This window comes from Paenibacillus sp. J2R1T-4, from assembly GCF_059692235.1.
In genome coordinates this window covers 163,830-181,033 of the sequence record NZ_JCAUBA010000002.1, presented here as the reverse complement: position 1 = coordinate 181,033, position 17,204 = coordinate 163,830, and the positions used below count along the sequence as shown (strand labels likewise).

Below are 17,204 nucleotides of genomic sequence, written 5' to 3'. Positions count from 1 at the left end.
TTCCATAAAAAAAAACCGAATTTCTCCGGTTTCTAGTGTACCACACTTTCATTTTCAGGTATAAAAATTTCAAACACATCACCGTGTTGAAGAATCGTAATATTACGATCACGGTGTTTCATTACAACGACATCAGGCTTGATCTTCATGCGATCCAAGTAATTCTCAGGTACATCTCCGGACTCAAAGATCGTAACGCCTTCTACCTCTGTCTCCTCATCGGTTCCGAGGGGGGTGTTAATAACCTTCTCGAAAATATCGGAGAACACTTCAAAATCATTCGTATAAACAGCTATGCACTTCATGCTGATCATTCCTCTCTCTCTAATCTTCATTCCTTAGATTTCCTTTTTTTCGGGGTTTTCATACGTTGTCTTCCATCCAAACAAACTTCTAACAGCGGACATGCTTCACATTGCGGATTTTGCGCTTTACAATGATACCTTCCAAAAAAGATTAACCGGTGATGGGTTTGGGTCCATTCATTCCGGGGAACTTTCTTCATAAGCTTTTGTTCCACCTGCAATACGGAGTCTTCTGGCGACACTAGTCCTAGCCGTTTGGATACACGCTCCACATGGGTATCGACGGCGATGGCCGGTACACCGAATGCATTGGATACGACAACGTTTGCTGTTTTCCTTCCCACTCCTGGAAGCTCTACAAGCTGCTCATGCTTTTCGGGAAGTTGTCCATCATAACGTGTCATCAGAATCTCGCATAAGCCTTGAATATTTTTGGCCTTGTTCCGGAACAGACCAATACGGCGTATATCTTGCTCCAATTCTTCTAACGGAACCGCCAAATAATCTGCAGGTGATTTATACTTTTGGAATAAGGCAGCGGTCACTTTGTTAACTGTTTCGTCGGTGCATTGAGCTGAGAGCAGGACGGCGATCGTCAATTCGAACGGATTGGAATGATGCAGCTCACAGTGAGCATGAGGAAACATTTCGGCTACCGTATCCAGAATATAACGAACCTTTTTGGCGGTCATCGAATGACTCCCTTCGCTTCTCATTGTGATTCAGTTTATCGGATGTGGACAAACTGCACAAGGGCAAAATATGATCAAATTCGACATTTTTGCGAAAAAAAACCGATGGTATGCACAAAGCATGCCATCGGTACCTGCCTTAGACGTGCTTATTTGGAGATTTCAACAATTTTGTTACCCATGAAATAAACCTGAACCGTATCGTTATTCATTAAGAAGTTCGGGCTTAATACGGATGTCCCTTGATGCACATAAGCGTTGTCTGGAAGAGTAAACACATTTATTTCATTTAGTGCTTCTTTTTTGAAAGTAATTTCCTTGGTGGTTGAATTATAGAAACTAACCACTTTTGTTTGTCCAGCTAATATTGCAAAAGTCGTTTTTCCTTTAGAATCCGTAGCAACCTGCACTCGATCACTGGGCTTCAAGGTTTGGAGAGTTGTATACACATTCCCATTACCCTTAATTGTGAAAGATGGACCTACTTCAATTACATGGGAGACATTATTGAAGTCAACTACTGTTACTTTGGAATTCGCTACATCAACCGCAGCAATCGCACCGCGAACCGAGGTTAGCAATTGAATTCCCTCTAATGTTTTGCCAATGTAATCGAACTGTACCCACTCATCCAGCGGGATGTCAGCTGCTGTAAGAGCCGTCTGGCCTGACCGAATGATTGGAATTCCAGTTAAGGAATGCGTAACCGAAGTAGTATCGGAATCTCTTACTGTAATAGTTCCGGCAGCAGCATCTTTGGATACGGTATGAACGATCAATGAATTTCGAACTTGAATATGGGCGATCTGATCTTGCGATGCATTGAAGACGGCACGAACAGAATCCCCAACCTTCAAGTCCGCAATGGTCGCTCCTGCAGGCTTGCTAGCCATTTCAACGATCGGATTCGATGCATATTTATACGTGTAGACCTGGTTGTTCGCAGTGGTAACCGTGAGCTCCCCCGCTGCTGTATTGATCTGCGCAACAGTTCCTTCTAGCTTCGTAGCAATCTGAATGGAGATCAAATTAGAATCAGAAACGGATAAGTTCACCTTTTTACCTTTAATGAATATGTTCGCAAAGCTCTCCAAAGGCAGCTCAGTTTCATCATAACGAATCTTCGTCTTGGCAGTAAGCTGGTACACGGCTGGTTTGCCGAGTTCATCCTTAACGTTCAATAGCTTTTCTTCAGGAATATAACTCACAATAGTTGCCATGGTAAATCCCTGCACTATAGTACCCGTTACAATAATCCGATCGATAACATTATTATTCACTTCCAGCTTAATGTCATCGCCAATGTTGAGATCTCGCAGAGAAGCGTAGGCATTGCCTTCAATAACTACTTGTGTCTTACTGGACACGGCGTAAGAAGCCAATCCCCCTGATCCTTCTCTTTGAATCGTGATAAATGTTTTGTCTATGTTGATATCATTCTTCAGCTTGCCTTGATCACGTATTTCTACTAATTGCTTAACCACGGAGACGGTATTAGCCTTGCCATTCTTAACTTCGATGCGTATAGTGTCTCCAGCATATAAGGCAGCAGGATCGAACGGCTTGTCCCCAATATTGATAGTGGTTAAGGCCGTAATCGGATAAGACTCCACCTGTCCGCTAACTGCTTCTTTAACCTTGATTTCTTTTGCTTGCAAATCCAAAGTGACAAAAGTACCATCTACTGTTTTGTTGATCGGCACTTGCTTGACGTTGATCTCAGCAATCTTGGAATTCTGAACGAGTGCATTTTTCTTAAGCTCCAGGATGGAATCTGGAAGCAGGCTTCCGAGACTAACGCCGCCGCCATTCTTATCAAGAATCACGGCATTTGAAGCGAGTGAATATGTAGTCTCCATCTCATCGACTAACATCTTAACCGATAAATCATTCATGTCGACACTTATTAAGGTTCCCGTTATCGATTGCATCTGTACTTCATCATTTACGACTTCAACATAATAACCCACTTGATTGACAGAGACGATATAAACTTCCGAGTAAAGCTTGACTTCACTTGCCGTCATCTTACGGCCTTCTTCCCCAACACCATAGACAGAAGCTGTCGGGTAAAGCTGTATTTGCTTGGAAGCGCCGTTCTTATCCTGAACTGTCCAGCTGTTGCCATTAGTCTGCGTTAAGAATCCTGCATACACACGGGAAGAACGATTCACCAAGTAAGGCTCAGCACGGCTAAGAAAGGTTGCCATCTGAGCGCGGGTAACGCTTCCCTTTGGTGCGAATGTGTTATCTTCAAAGCCATATACAAGCTTTAAGGTAACAGCTGCAGATATATATCCAACCGAACTGGCAGAAATTTGATCTTTATCTGCAAAACTCAATGGAGCGGTGCTAGTCGAAGCCAGATCTTGTTTGCCAATGACACGCACAATCATTTTGGCAACCCATTCACGGCTAGCTGCTCTGCTGCCCCATTTGGCAGTGTCGCTTTCCAATTCTTCGTTAACAGCAATTAATCCCTTCTCGAGGGCTAATGCAACGTAAGGACGCGCATCGTCACGAATATCCGGAAACGGAAGCGCAAAGGATGCTTTAGATCCTAGCGCCTCCTCTTCTAGTCCCATCATTCTGATAGCCATAATCAGCACATCCTGCTGACTCACCTGATTCTCGGGTCTGAATCCCGTTTCATCCCCTTGAACCACACCCAAAGTGGCTAGCTTATGGATATGCTTGGATGCCCAGTGCGACGTCTGAACATCCGGGAAGGATAACTTCACACTGGAAGATGTATTCGACTGACTTGTTGATGCTGAGGAGCTGCCTGTTCCAGTAGTTGGAGCTAATTCCGCATATGCGGTTGAAGCCAGCATCATTGTAGTGACAATGGAGCTGGTCACTACTAACTTGACTTTACGATTGATAGGATTATTCATTCCGTGCGCTCCTCATAAATTATCGTTTGATTGGGTGCGGGATATCCATATGTCCCATTAAGGACTCCGTCTTTTTGCCATCCACTAACAATTCAATTGTTTTTACTTCACTGAACTGAAACAATGTTTTCTTGAATGCATCCAGCAAGAGAGCTTCGCCAGGGGCACCAAGCCTTCCTTGGTCGTTAATCGTGACATTCACCGTCAATTGACCATCCTTGATCTGCGCGGATTGAATATTAACCCCTTTGAATAAGGAAACCACCGAAGAATCAGGCGCAGTCTGTAACTTTTGCAAAGCTGACTTGTACTTGTCCGCTTCTGGTACATTCGTCAAGCTGCCCTGTTTCTCTACTAATTTGGTCATTTCTGTGTCTGCATAATAAAGTTTTATGTTCGCTTCAACAGGTGTTGGAGCTGGTGTTGCAGTCGGTTTCACCGTCGGAGTCGTTACAGGAGCGGGAGTAGACGCATTCGTAGGGTCATTCGTTGTTGGTTTGGATCCACACCCCGTTACACTTACTGCAAGCAACAAAATAACTGGCAATGCGGTCCGTCGTATTGTACGCTTTAACATCAGCTTCACTCCTTAAAACTTTCTATGAAAAAATTATTAATCATGACTATTAAGTTTCTCTGACACTTGTCTTAATTACCTGTCAAATATTGCTTGATTGCTGATGCAATTGCAGTCGCTACTCGACTTTGAAACTCGTCGGAATACAGCTGAGCTTCGTCACCCTGATTGGACAAATAGCCAATTTCGAGCAATACAGCTGGCATATTCGTTTCACGAATAACTTTGAAGTCCCCTTTGCGCACGCCTCGGTCAGCTAATCCGCTTACCTCCATCATCTTCTGATGAACGAGATTCGCGAAGGCAATGCTGTCTTGTCGGGTGTAATACGTTTCTGTTCCACCCACAGTAGGGTTCGTGAACTTGTTGGCATGAATGGAGATGAATAAATTAGCCTCCACCTTATTCGCCAAGTCAACACGATCTTGCAAGGATGGATATGTATCATCCGATCGTGTCTCATACACTTCTATATCCTGCATTTGCTTCAGAAGTGCAACAACTTTCTTTTCCATGGCTAATGTGAATTCCTTCTCTTGTCGCGCACTTGGCGCCAATGCTCCGGGATCAGATCCGCCATGTCCTGCATCAATTACAACTTTGAACTTTTTGTTAACCATTTTGATTTTGATTGTGTTCGTCGCCTTATCTTCCGTTAACGAATACCCTGACTTCTGACTGAGATCGAGGACAACTCTAACTGCCGTTGGAGTGTTTTGAGCAAAACGTATTTTTTGGAGAATAGGATGTTTGACAATAATCTCTTTTTTAGGCAGCAAAGCCTCAAGAGGTGATCCCGTTAGGGAAAGACCAGGTAAATCAATAATTATCCTCTCAGGACCTGATAATAAGGTAATTTTGGGAGAGATCGGCGTAGAAGCCTGAATCACTACTTCTTCTCCTACAAAATCCAGCTTAGTCATGGTCAGAATCGAGGGATCTAGTGGATTGGGTTTGGAAGTGCCTGGAATGCTGCCCGTTCCTGTTGTGCCTCCTGGTGTTGTCGAGCCATTAGAGCCTGTCGATCCAGTCGAGCCATTGGAGCCTGTTGATCCAGTTGAGCCTGTTGATCCATTGGAGCCTGTCGATCCAGTCGAGCCATTGGAGCCTGTTGATCCAGTTGAGCCTGTCGACCCTGGTGTACCTGTTGAACCCGGTGTGCCTGTTGATCCAGTTGAACCTGTCGATCCTGGCGTATTCCCTGAGCCTGTGTTGTTTCCTCCACCGCCAACATTTGAATTCCCACCACTTCCGCTACCGTTAGATGAAGAATCGTCCAATTGCTTATAGAGAGATACCGTCCTCGTCAGATCGTCCCAGCCTACCTTAAATCCAAGCTGTTCGGTTACAAAACGAAGCGGAACTAAAGTATTGTCCTCTACAATAACTGGCGGCGTCTCCAGCTTATGCTGAGCTCCATTCAAGCTTACCGTAACATTCCCGATCTGAAGATCGATAACCGTCTTATCTTGCTCGACTTTTATACGTTGACCTTCCTGGAACCAGGTAACTTTTGCCCCCACATTCTCAGAAATAATCCGTAAGGGTACGATCGTGTTGTCATCTACAATGCGGGCAGAGACCTCAGGATTCAATTTCTGTCCGTTCAGGTACACCTGAACGAAGTTGGATGCTTCGACACGAGCTGGCAACAGCATGGCAACCGTAATCAACATTAGCAGCAGCGGCAGTAGTGTTTTCCCGTACTTCATTGTTCACCTCTGGCAGTCTATTAATTTTGCCTGTACCCTGCTAGCTCTTTCTGGCAACATTAGCTATATTCTATCAAAATATGCTGCCAAAAGACACTATGTATGCAAAGCAGACAATAGTTTAGACGCCAAAATATGGTTAAAAGTTGCGAGATTTAACAAAAAACTCTATTATTTTCGCAGTAATTAAGCATTAGAGTCATATAATAGCGAATAGAGCTGATTTATGAACGATTACGCGTAATTTCATCCATAACCTTACTCGTTCGTATAGCTGTTGAACCTGTACTCTCACAATGCCCGCGTCCTAATAAATCGTTCACGATTGTCTGTATTAAGGGTTGTTGAATATGTTTTGGCGCCTCAAAAGGATATTGTCGGGTGGAATGCTCTGTTGTTAATAGAACAGGCTCATGACCAAATGTGGAGAAAGTCAACTTGCCCTCGGTACCAACAATTTCATTGATTTCTTTGTTCTCGTATCCACAAAAGCACCAGGTCCCCGTACCCTGTACTCCTGAATCGAATGAATAAGTGCCAGTCACTATATCCTCTGCTTCATAGACGCCGCCCAAATTACCGGCTATTCCCGATGCTTCGCGAATGGGCCCCAGAATGAAATCCAACACATCAAGCGTATGGCTTGCAAGATCGAAAAAATGCCCGCCACCGGAAATCGAAGGGTTAAGTCTCCATGGCAGCCCTTCTCTCCGCTCCGTTAATTTTTTAATATGGGTAGTGCTAACGAATCGTACTTCTCCAATCTCGCCTTGCTCAATTAACTTCTTAATATGCAAGAACCGGGGTAATGCGCGTCTATAATAGGCGACATATAAAGGCACTCCTGCTGATCTGCATGCCTCAATCATTTTCTGACACTCAGCCTCATTTAAGGCCATTGGTTTTTCCACATATACCGGCTTGCCTGCCTCTGCAGCAGCCAATGTGTAGACCATATGACTGTCAGGAGGTGTTGCAATATATATAGCGTCTACATCAGGATCTGCTATCAATTGATTGGCATCCTTATACCACTTCGGCACATTATGTCTTCTTGCATAATCTTCTGCCAAAGCTGCATCACGCCGCATCACGGCAACTAACTCTGAACCCTCCACCTGTTGGAAGGCTGGACCGCTCTTTACTTCCGTCACATTTCCGCAGCCAATAATACCCCAACGAACCTTATCCATCCCTACTTCACTCCTTCTGCAGAAAGAATAATAAAAAAAAATGACGTCTTAGGCAAAATAACCACAGACGTCATTCTTATAATCACAGCTTATCGAAGGGCTAAACGCTCCGCTTGTTTAGCTTCATAAGCAGTAATAGCAGATTCATGCTTCAGTGTAAGTCCGATATCGTCCAACCCCTGCAGTAAAAACTGCCGGCGATGCTCATCCAGGTCGAACGAGATAACAAGACCGTACTCATCAGTCAGCTTTTTGTTCTCCAAATCAACACTCAGCTTGTAGCCCTCGTGAGCCGCTGTACGTTGGAATAAATCCTCCACTTGCTCTTCTGACAACTTGATCGGCAAGATGCCGTTTTTAAAACAGTTGTTATAGAAAATATCTGCAAATGTTGGGGCGATGATCACTTTGAAGCCATAATCCATAATTGCCCAAGGTGCGTGCTCACGGGAAGATCCGCAGCCGAAGTTAACTCGGGAAATCAGGACAGAAGCGCCTTGAAAGCGCGGTTGGTTCAATGCAAACTCAGGATTGACATTTCCTTGCTCATCGAATCTCCATTCAAAGAACAGGAACTGTCCGAAGCCTGTGCGTTCAATACGCTTCAGGAACTGTTTGGGAATAATGGCGTCTGTATCGACGTTGACACGGTCAACGGGACCTACAAGACCTGTATGTTTAATAAATGCTTCCATCGTTAGCTTCTCCTCTCGGCCGCTCGTTACACGCCGGCTTCTACTTTGAATTTCCAGTCGCGCACGTCGACGAATCGACCTTCAATAGCTGCAGCTGCAGCCATAGCCGGGGATACGAGATGTGTACGTCCACCACGGCCCTGACGGCCTTCGAAGTTACGGTTGGAAGTCGATGCACAGCGCTCACCTGGACTCAGAACATCCGGGTTCATTGCAAGACACATGCTGCAGCCTGCATCACGCCATTCGAATCCAGCTTCGGAGAAAATCTTATCCAGACCTTCTTTTTCCGCTTGAAGCTTTACACGTCCAGAACCCGGGACAACGATCGCGTTAACATGGGAGGATACTTGGTATCCTTTTGCCACGGCTGCTGCTGCTCGAAGATCCTCAATCCGGCCGTTTGTACAGGAACCGATGAAGACACGATCCACTTTCAATTCCGTCATAGGTGTTCCAGGAACAAGACCCATGTATTCAATCGCCTTTTCGGCTGCTTTACGTTCGTTCTCAGTCGGGAATTCACTTGGTACAGGTACTTTCGCTGTTACATCCGTGCCCATGCCCGGACTAGTTCCCCATGTGACTTGCGGCACTAGGGATTCGGCGTCAAAATCAACAACCCAATCATAAGTCGCGCCATCATCTGTGACCAGCTTTTTCCACTCTGCAACGGCTTGATCAAACGCTTCGCCTTGAGGAACATAGTCACGACCGCGCAAGTAATCAAATGTAGTATCGTCCGGGGCAATAAGACCTGCTCTCGCTCCAGCTTCAATCGACATGTTACATACTGTCATACGTTCTTCCATGGTTAAGTCACGGATCGCTTGTCCAGTGTACTCAATAACGTATCCTGTTGCGAAATCCGTACCATATTTACCGATAATTCCAAGAATCAAATCCTTAGCGGTAATCCCAGGCTTCAAGGCCCCGTTCACACGAATCTCAAGCGTTTTGGCTTTGGATTGCTGCAAGCATTGAGTGGCAAGCACGTGCTCAACTTCACTCGTACCGATCCCGAATGCCAAGGCGCCGAATGCTCCGTGAGTCGAAGTGTGGCTGTCGCCGCAGACGATTGTTTTGCCTGGATGAGTCAAGCCAACCTCAGGCCCCATAACATGCACAACACCTTGGTCGACATGATCCAGATCGAATAGCATAACGCCAAAGTCCTTGCAGTTCTGTGACAACGTATCGATTTGTTGCTTGGAGATAGGATCCGTAATGTTAAAACGGTCTTTTGTTGGTACGTTGTGATCCATTGTTGCAAATGTAAGCTCAGGGCGGCGCACCTTGCGGCCTGATAGACGGAGACCTTCAAAAGCTTGAGGGGATGTCACCTCGTGAACCAAATGGAGATCGATATAAATAATGCTTGGCTTGCCTTCCTCTTGCTGAATAACGTGATTGTCCCAAATTTTCTCAAACATCGTTTTCTTCGCCATGTTCTCACCTCGTCCGTTCTTTGAATCGATCATAACATTTACTCCTTCATTGATCCACTATATAATATCTATAAGCGTGATAGGTTTTAGCTATAAGCCAGATCATTTCACAATGAGTAACAAGCAAAGGAGCAATACCACATGGAACTCAGGCAGCTGCAATATGCGATTCAGATTGCGGCAGACAAAAATTTTTCCCGCGCAGCAGAAAAGCTTCATATCGCCCAGCCTTCCCTTAGCCAACAATTGTCCAAGCTCGAGAAGGAGATCGGCGTCCTGTTGTTTCACCGCAACACTAACGCTGTGGAGCTTACCCATGCAGGAGCACTATTCATCGAGAAAGCCCAAAAGGTAATCGATATGATGGAGCAGATCAAGCAAGAGATGGATGATATCTCTCATACACGAAAAGGCCGACTAACGATTGGCAGCCTGCCTATTACAGGCGCGCATATTTTGCCCATGGTGCTGCCGGTGTTTCAAAAGCGTTTTCCAGAAATAGAAATTGTATTAGTTGAAGAAACATCCGCACGCTTGGAGCAGCTAACCGCTAATGGACAAACCGATCTCTCACTATTGTCCTTACCGTTAGTCGAGGAGGCTTTATCCTATCACATATTAATCGAAGAAGAAATCTGGTTGGCGCTCCCGCCGCAACACCCGTTACAACTATCGGATGGTGTTCCTGTAGAAGTGAAGCAACTCGAGCATGAGCCTTTCATTATTCTGAAAAAGGGTCAAGGCTTTCGCAAGCTGACACTTGATTTGTGCAGCCAAGCCGGCTTCTCTCCGCGAATCGTGTTCGAAAGCAGCAACATCGAAACCGTGCAATCACTAGTTGCAGCAGGGATGGGAATTGCTTTTGTGCCTGCCATGGTTGCACGCGGACAGTGGAGCGAGATCACACCGTCATATGCTGCATTAGCAAGCAATCCAACGAGAACGCTTGTCATCTCTCATCGTAAAGGGCGATATTTGTCCAAGGCTGCCGAAGCCTTCATCGCTACGATGAAAGAGGTGCTGCAAACTCAACAAAATCAACAAATTCCTCAATCAAAGGTGCGGGAATAATGGATATTCTAACTTTTATCGGTACCGGTGACTCAATGGGAGTCCCTCGAGTTTATTGCGATTGCAGCATTTGTACAGAAGCGCGAACGACTGGATCTAATCGACGGTATCGCTCTTCCGCTATGATTACCCGTCCCACAGGAGAGCAATTGTTCGTTGATTGCGGTCCAGATTGGTTAGAACAAATGCGATTTATTGGAGCAAGAAGCATGCACAAGGTTCTTATTACACATGCGCATCATGACCATATAGCTGGTCTTCCTGAATGGGCTGATTCCTGTCGTTGGACTGGACAAAAAGGAACGGTTTACGCTCCTTCAGATGTATTTGATACGATTCGCAAGCAATACCCATGGTTAGAAAGACAGCTAATATTTGTCCATAATGACGAAGGCTGTATATTCGGAGAATGGTTGATTCGGCCCTGGAAAGTTTGTCACGGCAAGAACGGCTACTCTTATGCCTATATCTTCGAGAAACCCAGCTTCCGCTTCGTCTATTGTTCAGACGCTATTTCGCTTTCAGATGCACAAAAAGAGCCGCTTAAGCGGCTTGATCTGCTTATACTCGGAACTAATTTCTACAAGGAGAATGCTGAACCGAGCTCTCGTTCTGTCTATGATATGGTCGAAGCGCTTCATTTGATAGAGGAATTGGAACCGGGGCGTGTATATTTCACACATTTATCACACGGGGTTGATCAGAATGAGCCTTATGCATTGCCCGTTAATGTCAGATTGGCTCACCACGGACTTCGCGTCGAGTTGGGGAATAATGTGTCCAGAGGATGAAGAGGCAAGATCAAGCTCTTAGTATTAAATGAATAAAATTAGAAGCTTAGCCTTCTGTCCCGCTGCGTTTGTAAGTCTTATATTTGTGTATCACATCACGCCAACCTAAGTCACCGCGATCCAACGCCTTAACAAGCATCTCTCCTGTAGCAATATTCGTCGCTACCGGGATACATTGTACATCACACAGTCTGAGCAAAGCCGTAACATCAGGCTCGTGAGCAAGGGCAATCAGTGGATCGCGCAGGAAAATGACAAGATCGATTTCATTCTGGGCCACAAGCGCACCGATTTGTTGATCGCCGCCCAACGGTCCTGATTTCAGTCGAAATACATGAATGCCTGTGTCATCTATCAATTTGGTGCCTGTTGAGCCTGTTGCAAAGACGGTGTGCTTCTCGAAAACATGCTTGTAAGCGATGACGAAGTTGATCATTTCTTCTTTCTTCACATCATGAGCAATTAATGCAACGTTCATAACAACCGCTCCCTCCGAATAATGTACTTGGCCATGCTAAGTAAGGTTTGTTATCTTTTCTCTCTACATTTCCAAGTATATATCGGATTTTTCACAAAATCAATAGTCTATGTTAATATAACTAACACATAATCGATTATTTTTAATGAATATTTTCTATTGTGTTAATGTTCATTACATTAAAAGTTAGTTATATGTTATATATTCTTACATATAATAACAAAAGCCGGACTAGCACAAGGCTTGGTCCGGCTTTATTACATGCTAAATAGATAAAGATTCTTTTTTTAACACATCTGCATTAGTGCCCCATATTTGATCCTTCTTTTCCTGTTCAATCGCTGCCATCTCGACTAGCAAATAAGAGCTCTTAAGCGTGAACAACGGATGATTGGAACCATACAATACCCGCTCAATCGGAATGGTTTTAAGCAGATCTTCAATAACAAATACACGATCCTTCAAACCGGAAGTATCCATATATACGCGAGGATGGGCTAATATCTCTTGCTTCATCGTTTCAATTTCACCAATACGAACAGTAAGCAGGACAATCGTCAAGTTCGGTTGACTAACAATGAACTGCTGCAGCTTATCTACAGCGAGCGGTTGCTGCAAAAGCAAGTAATCAAGACGCTCATCTTCCATACGTTTGGAAATGAATAGAGGCAGATTATGATCAATCAGCACCTCGCTCAGCCTGACCATGGATTCGCCATTCAGATCAAACGGATGATAGGAAGGATAGATGCGCACCCCATGAATATCGAAGCGACGAATGCCCTCTTCAATATCTCGTTCCCAGCCAGGCAGATCCGGATTCACGGTCAAAATATGCTTATACTCAGTTCCTATGATCAGCTCGTGAAGCTCCTCGTCCCCTTCGAACGGATCGTTATAAAACACACTATTCAAGGATGCTGCATACCCGGATGAAATATGGTTATCGCTATGAACCTTGCGTAAATCCTCAAGCTTATTTTTATATATTTTACGAAAAGGCCACTGGCCGAGCAGAACATTGACATCTGTATACACTTGTGTACCTCCGCTTCCAATCTTCAGGAAAACATTATTCCCCAACCCTAATATTTCGATCGAACAATTTTATTGCGTTATGATAATAAATCATTTGTTTTTGTTCCGGTGTTAGTTCCGCCTCTTCCACTTGACCAACATTAACCAGATACGTTATCGTGATGTCGGATCCGAATACGATTCTGTCCACTCCGATTTGACGGATCGCGTAATCTACTTCATCTCTGCGGAAATAGGTTCCTGAGAAGTCGCTCCATACATTCGGGCAATCTCGAATTGCCTTGATCCCGTGATAGCCGTTCCCTCCAAAATGCGCCATTAGAAATTTCGCTTCCGGATAACGATTCGCAAGCCTGGCTACGTGGACACCTGTTGATTCATGCTCCAATTGGCCGACTGCTTTGTGGAAGGAATGTATCAGAATAGGCACATTGTAATCCGCACATTGCTCCACTAACGGATACACAAGAGGATCATCACATAATGTTGCGACCCATAATTTCATACCTGACATTCCAAACTCGTCTATCCCTCGCTTCAATACATCCAAGGCATTGTCATGGTTCGGATTGATATAGCAGTAGCCCTCGACAAGGCCAGGCTGCTCCTTCATGAATCGATTCACATCATTATTCAGCATGGCTATTTCAGAAGTATCAGGATAGTGACTCTTGAGGCCGGAAACATACAGCTTCGATATATTATACTGTTCACAAGCTTGGAGTAAAATTCTCGTACTTTCGTTGTATTGGTCACCCCATACGTGTGCATGAGCATCAATAATCATTGCACTCAATTCTCCTATTCTTATCGAGCAGACAGGGCTCTGCATGCCTCGTCCAGACGTTCCAATGTTTCTTGAATGTCTGCATCGGTGTGACTGAAATTCACATAGGAAACATTATACAAAGACACGCCTTGCTTGTAAGACTCTCTCAGGAATGAGTTCAGAAGTCCTGCTTCAGCATCTTTGTTGGGTGAGAATGTCGGACAAGGCCAATAGCCCTTGATTTCCATCGGAATTCCATATCGAATGAACTTCTCGCTGAGCCCGCTCCACAATGTCTCGCCTTGTCTCCATATATGACCAATAACGTTTCGAGATTTGTATACTTGAATTGTAGCTTTGGATGCAGCCAAGGATAGTGTTTCCCCTGCAAATGTAGACGAAATAACAGCCTTCCCTCGATCACACGCAGACATGACTTCCTTACTTCCAACGTAAGCAGAGATCGGCATACCGTTAGCCATCCCTTTACTGAATACAGCCAAGTCAGGAGTCACTCCGAAATACTCTTGAATTCCGCCAATCGACATCCGAAAACCAGTCACAATCTCGTCAAAAACAAGGAGAACTCCATGTTTGCGCGTAAGCTCTCTTACGGCAGGATAGAATTCAGCTCCAGCCGCCATTGCTGCATAATCAGCAGCAATAATGACTGCAGCAATCTCTCCTGGATGGGCAGTGAACACTTGTTCCATTGCAGCCAGATCATTCCATCGAACCACGTGATGAAGAGCAGAAAGCGCCGCAGGTACGCCTGGGACAGTGCTGCCAGTTGCTACTTGGCTTGGTAGAGATAGACCGCCAGAACCCAATGAATTCACCCAACCATTGTATCCAACTTGCACGATCCGATCACGCCCCGTATACGTTCGAGCTATACGGATAACGGCTGCCAGTGCTTCTCCCCCCGTCTTCAGGAACCGAGCCTGCTCAGCGCAAGGAATAACTTCGCATAAAAGCTCCGCGACCTCTGCTTCAAGCGGATGAGGATGACCGAAGATAATACCGTTCCCCAATTGTGTACGAATAGCCTCATCTACCTCGGTAAATTGATAGCCAAGCGTGATCGGGCCCAAACCGTTGCGATAATCAATATACACATTGCCATCTGCATCCCAGACACGGCAGCCTTGTCCTTTGACAATGACGGCAGGCTCATCCGGCAGGAATTGCGGAGCTTTTGAACATGTGCTGGAGCCCCAAGGAATGGTCCGATTCAACCTCTCGTTCCACTGTTCATTCGTATTCGTTTGCAAGATGCTCATAGGTATGCCCTCCATCTTATACGTATACAAGCGTAAATTACCCAAATTTTTCTAATACATGTTTCGAACTTGTCTCTATTCAAACATACTAACTTACCGTTGACAAGTGTAAAAATGAATTAATACAGCTCTGGCCTGCGATCTTTAAATACAGGTATTTTCTCCCGTACCTTATCTACTAGACTCAAGTCAATCTGGGCCGTAATTATTCGTTCGCTTTCGTCCCCTTCGACCAGCACTTCTCCCCAAGGATCAATGATCATAGAGTGACCGAAGAAGTCTGTATTGCCGCTGCGCCCAACTCGATTGCAAGCAACCACATACATTTGATTCTCAATGGCCCTTGCCATCAGTAATGTTCTCCAGTGGTGCAGTCGCGGATGCGGCCACTCTGCAGGGACAATCAGCAGCTTGGCACCATTTAATGCTAGCTTGCGTGATAATTCCGGGAAACGAATGTCGTAGCAGATCATGGCACCTGCGGGAATACCGTCAATATTCAACTCACCCAGAGCAGTCCCTGCCTTTAAATGCTTCTCCTCGTCCATTAAACGAAACAGGTGTATCTTCGAGTACTTACTATGAACCTGCCCTTCCCTGTCGAATGCATAAAGGGTATTCCATATATCATCATCTATTTTCTCTGCGATTGAACCTGCAATAATATGAACACCGTGTTTCAGGCTGAATTCACTAATCATTGCTTTAGTTCTCGCACCCTCAAGGTCGGCCAATTGTTGAATTCGGTCGAGCGCATACCCTGTGTTCCACATTTCCGGGCATATGATTAGATCCGGTTTATGCTGAACATGCACAGCCTGCTCAAGCATACGGAATAGATTGTCGTAGTTGCGGTCTGGTTCACCTATTGCAATATCCATCTGTAAGATGGCGATCTGCAAATGTTGTTGTGATCCTGTCATTCCTGCATACCTCCTGTTCGTTTCCTTCTATTTTAGACCAACTTCTCCTGGACAACAACCATTCAGATTGGAAAATGCAGCAGTTCGAAGTATAATCAAATCAATACAACTAAGCGGAGTGAGAAACTATGAATTTACCTGCTCGACCTACCTCTTCAACAACCTTTGAACCAGCAGAACGTATGAAGCGATTGCCTGAGCAATTCTTTGCTTCACTTGTGAGTAAAGTTACCCGTCAAATCGCGATGGGACATGACGTAATAAACTTGGGGCAAGGAAATCCTGATCAACCAACACCCCCTCATATTGTAGCAGCCCTGCAACAATCCGCCACGAATCCTTTATATCACAAATATCCGCCCTTTAGCGGTTACAGGTTCCTGAAAGAAGCCATTGCTGAGCGGTACAAGCTGGATTACAATGTCGATCTTGACCCCGATACGGAAGTAGCTATCCTATTCGGCGGAAAAACTGGTCTAGTTGAAATAAGTCAATGTTTATTGAATCCTGGCGATGTGTGCCTTGTTCCTGACCCTGGATATCCGGACTACTGGTCGGGAGTCGCATTATCGGGGGCCGAGATGGTGTTCATGCCCTTAAAGGAAACAAATGCTTTTTTGCCTGACTATTCCAGCTTATCTGCAGCAGACTTGGACAGAGCCAAGCTTATGTTCATCAATTATCCGAACAACCCGACAGGTGTTAATGCACCTGCTTCCTTTTATGAAGAAACGATCCGCTTTGCAGAACAGTATGGGATTGTGGTAGCTAGCGATTTCGCCTACGGAGCGATCGGCTTTGACGGGCAACGTCCAATCAGCTTCCTCGAGCTGCCAGGAGCAAAGGAAGTTGGAGTTGAGTTCTACACTCTATCCAAGACGTACAATATGGCTGGCTGGAGAGTTGGATTCGCATTAGGGAATCCAGAGATTATTCGACTTATTAACCTGATTCAGGATCACTATTATGTCAGCCTGTTCGGCGGGATCCAAGCCGCCTCCGCAATCGCGCTTACTTCTTCGCAAGCTTGTGTGGACCAGCTAGTGCAAACTTACGAAAGCCGCCGTAATGCGCTCTTCGGTGCGCTTGCTGAGATTGGCTGGCAAGCGACTCCTTCTCAAGGCTCCTTCTTCGCCTGGCTGCCTGTTCCGAAGGGCTATACATCCGCGGCCTTAGCTGATCTGTTATTGGAGAAAGCCCACGTTATGGTTGCTCCAGGTATTGGATTCGGCCAGAGCGGTGAAGGTTATGTGCGGGTCGGTCTGCTCTCTTCTGAAGAGCGGCTCCAAGAAGCCGTTCGGAGAATTGGTGCATTGAACCTATTTAAATAAA

General features: G+C 45.3%; 16 protein-coding genes. 3 read left to right on the top strand and 13 right to left on the bottom strand.

The window, feature by feature from the left end:
* Positions 1-32: 32 nt before the first annotated feature.
* The 8 genes from AC58QD_RS04455 to leuC form a co-directional block, all read right to left on the bottom strand.
* Positions 33-305 (bottom strand): NAD/NADP transhydrogenase alpha subunit, encoded by a 273-nt coding sequence (locus AC58QD_RS04455; protein WP_497331391.1) that lies wholly within the window; start codon positions 303-305, stop codon positions 33-35.
* Between the two features lie 26 nt (positions 306-331).
* Positions 332-997, bottom strand: coding sequence for an endonuclease III (nth, locus tag AC58QD_RS04450; protein WP_497330446.1), 666 nt, complete (start codon positions 995-997; stop codon positions 332-334).
* Between the two features lie 149 nt (positions 998-1,146).
* Positions 1,147-3,894: an S-layer homology domain-containing protein gene (locus tag AC58QD_RS04445; RefSeq protein WP_497330444.1), complete on the bottom strand. Its 2,748-nt coding sequence runs from the start codon at positions 3,892-3,894 to the stop codon at positions 1,147-1,149.
* A 19-nt stretch (positions 3,895-3,913) separates the two neighbouring features.
* The gene (locus tag AC58QD_RS04440) at positions 3,914-4,471 is read right to left on the bottom strand and encodes a GerMN domain-containing protein (protein ID WP_497330442.1); all 558 of its coding nucleotides are present in this window, start codon (positions 4,469-4,471) and stop codon (positions 3,914-3,916) included.
* A 71-nt stretch (positions 4,472-4,542) separates the two neighbouring features.
* On the bottom strand, positions 4,543-6,183 hold the full coding sequence (locus AC58QD_RS04435; protein WP_497330440.1) for an N-acetylmuramoyl-L-alanine amidase family protein: 1,641 nt from the start codon (positions 6,181-6,183) through the stop codon (positions 4,543-4,545).
* Between the two features lie 224 nt (positions 6,184-6,407).
* The gene (locus AC58QD_RS04430) at positions 6,408-7,376 is read right to left on the bottom strand and encodes a Gfo/Idh/MocA family protein (RefSeq protein ID WP_497330438.1); all 969 of its coding nucleotides are present in this window, start codon (positions 7,374-7,376) and stop codon (positions 6,408-6,410) included.
* 89 nt (positions 7,377-7,465) lie between these two features.
* A complete protein-coding gene (gene leuD, locus AC58QD_RS04425; protein ID WP_497330436.1) occupies positions 7,466-8,071 on the bottom strand; it encodes a 3-isopropylmalate dehydratase small subunit in 606 nt (201 codons plus the stop codon).
* 26 nt (positions 8,072-8,097) lie between these two features.
* Positions 8,098-9,519 carry a 3-isopropylmalate dehydratase large subunit gene (gene leuC / locus AC58QD_RS04420; RefSeq protein ID WP_497331389.1) on the bottom strand — a complete coding sequence of 474 codons (1,422 nt, stop codon included), beginning with the start codon at positions 9,517-9,519 and terminating at the stop codon, positions 8,098-8,100.
* Positions 9,520-9,660: 141 nt separating this feature from the next.
* On the opposite strand from leuC, the gene AC58QD_RS04415 reads away from it, so the two are divergent.
* Both AC58QD_RS04415 and AC58QD_RS04410 read left to right on the top strand, forming a co-directional pair.
* Positions 9,661-10,590, top strand: coding sequence for a LysR family transcriptional regulator (locus AC58QD_RS04415; protein WP_497330434.1), 930 nt, complete (start codon positions 9,661-9,663; stop codon positions 10,588-10,590).
* Positions 10,590-11,381, top strand: a complete 792-nt coding sequence (locus AC58QD_RS04410; RefSeq protein ID WP_497330432.1) for an MBL fold metallo-hydrolase — start codon at positions 10,590-10,592, stop codon at positions 11,379-11,381. The genes AC58QD_RS04415 and AC58QD_RS04410 overlap by 1 nt, the downstream gene beginning before the upstream one ends.
* A 46-nt stretch (positions 11,382-11,427) precedes the next feature.
* Here AC58QD_RS04410 and mgsA read toward each other — a convergent pair whose 3' ends face one another.
* The 5 genes from mgsA to AC58QD_RS04385 form a co-directional block, all read right to left on the bottom strand.
* Positions 11,428-11,859 (bottom strand): methylglyoxal synthase, encoded by a 432-nt coding sequence (gene mgsA, locus AC58QD_RS04405; protein WP_497330430.1) that lies wholly within the window; start codon positions 11,857-11,859, stop codon positions 11,428-11,430.
* 264 nt (positions 11,860-12,123) lie between these two features.
* Entirely contained in the window at positions 12,124-12,897 is a 774-nt protein-coding gene (locus AC58QD_RS04400) for an amidohydrolase family protein (RefSeq protein WP_497330428.1), read from the bottom strand.
* Positions 12,898-12,931: 34 nt separating this feature from the next.
* A complete protein-coding gene (locus AC58QD_RS04395; RefSeq protein WP_497330426.1) occupies positions 12,932-13,684 on the bottom strand; it encodes an amidohydrolase family protein in 753 nt (250 codons plus the stop codon).
* 20 nt (positions 13,685-13,704) lie between these two features.
* The gene (locus AC58QD_RS04390; RefSeq protein ID WP_497330424.1) at positions 13,705-14,949 is read right to left on the bottom strand and encodes an aspartate aminotransferase family protein; all 1,245 of its coding nucleotides are present in this window, start codon (positions 14,947-14,949) and stop codon (positions 13,705-13,707) included.
* A gap of 119 nt (positions 14,950-15,068) precedes the next feature.
* Positions 15,069-15,872, bottom strand: coding sequence for a carbon-nitrogen family hydrolase (locus tag AC58QD_RS04385; RefSeq protein ID WP_497330422.1), 804 nt, complete (start codon positions 15,870-15,872; stop codon positions 15,069-15,071).
* A 128-nt stretch (positions 15,873-16,000) separates the two neighbouring features.
* Between AC58QD_RS04385 and AC58QD_RS04380 the strand changes: the two genes are divergently transcribed.
* Complete coding sequence (locus tag AC58QD_RS04380) at positions 16,001-17,203, top strand: pyridoxal phosphate-dependent aminotransferase (protein WP_497330420.1); 1,203 nt, start codon at positions 16,001-16,003, stop codon at positions 17,201-17,203.
* Position 17,204: the final 1 nt, after the last annotated feature.

Bases quoted from the DNA above. Each gene is read 5' to 3' on its own strand.
- AC58QD_RS04455 (WP_497331391.1), bottom strand. From the start codon at position 305: ATGAAGTGCATAGCTGTTTATACGAATGATTTTGAAGTGTTCTCCGAT.
- nth (WP_497330446.1), bottom strand. From the start codon at position 997: ATGACCGCCAAAAAGGTTCGTTATATTCTGGATACGGTAGCCGAAATG.
- AC58QD_RS04445 (WP_497330444.1), bottom strand. From the start codon at position 3,894: ATGAATAATCCTATCAATCGTAAAGTCAAGTTAGTAGTGACCAGCTCC.
- AC58QD_RS04440 (WP_497330442.1), bottom strand. From the start codon at position 4,471: ATGTTAAAGCGTACAATACGACGGACCGCATTGCCAGTTATTTTGTTG.
- AC58QD_RS04435 (WP_497330440.1), bottom strand. From the start codon at position 6,183: ATGAAGTACGGGAAAACACTACTGCCGCTGCTGCTAATGTTGATTACG.
- AC58QD_RS04430 (WP_497330438.1), bottom strand. From the start codon at position 7,376: ATGGATAAGGTTCGTTGGGGTATTATTGGCTGCGGAAATGTGACGGAA.
- leuD (WP_497330436.1), bottom strand. From the start codon at position 8,071: ATGGAAGCATTTATTAAACATACAGGTCTTGTAGGTCCCGTTGACCGT.
- leuC (WP_497331389.1), bottom strand. From the start codon at position 9,519: ATGGCGAAGAAAACGATGTTTGAGAAAATTTGGGACAATCACGTTATT.
- AC58QD_RS04415 (WP_497330434.1), top strand. From the start codon at position 9,661: ATGGAACTCAGGCAGCTGCAATATGCGATTCAGATTGCGGCAGACAAA.
- AC58QD_RS04410 (WP_497330432.1), top strand. From the start codon at position 10,590: ATGGATATTCTAACTTTTATCGGTACCGGTGACTCAATGGGAGTCCCT.
- mgsA (WP_497330430.1), bottom strand. From the start codon at position 11,859: ATGAACGTTGCATTAATTGCTCATGATGTGAAGAAAGAAGAAATGATC.
- AC58QD_RS04395 (WP_497330426.1), bottom strand. From the start codon at position 13,684: ATGATTATTGATGCTCATGCACACGTATGGGGTGACCAATACAACGAA.
- AC58QD_RS04390 (WP_497330424.1), bottom strand. From the start codon at position 14,949: ATGAGCATCTTGCAAACGAATACGAATGAACAGTGGAACGAGAGGTTG.
- AC58QD_RS04385 (WP_497330422.1), bottom strand. From the start codon at position 15,872: ATGACAGGATCACAACAACATTTGCAGATCGCCATCTTACAGATGGAT.
- AC58QD_RS04380 (WP_497330420.1), top strand. From the start codon at position 16,001: ATGAATTTACCTGCTCGACCTACCTCTTCAACAACCTTTGAACCAGCA.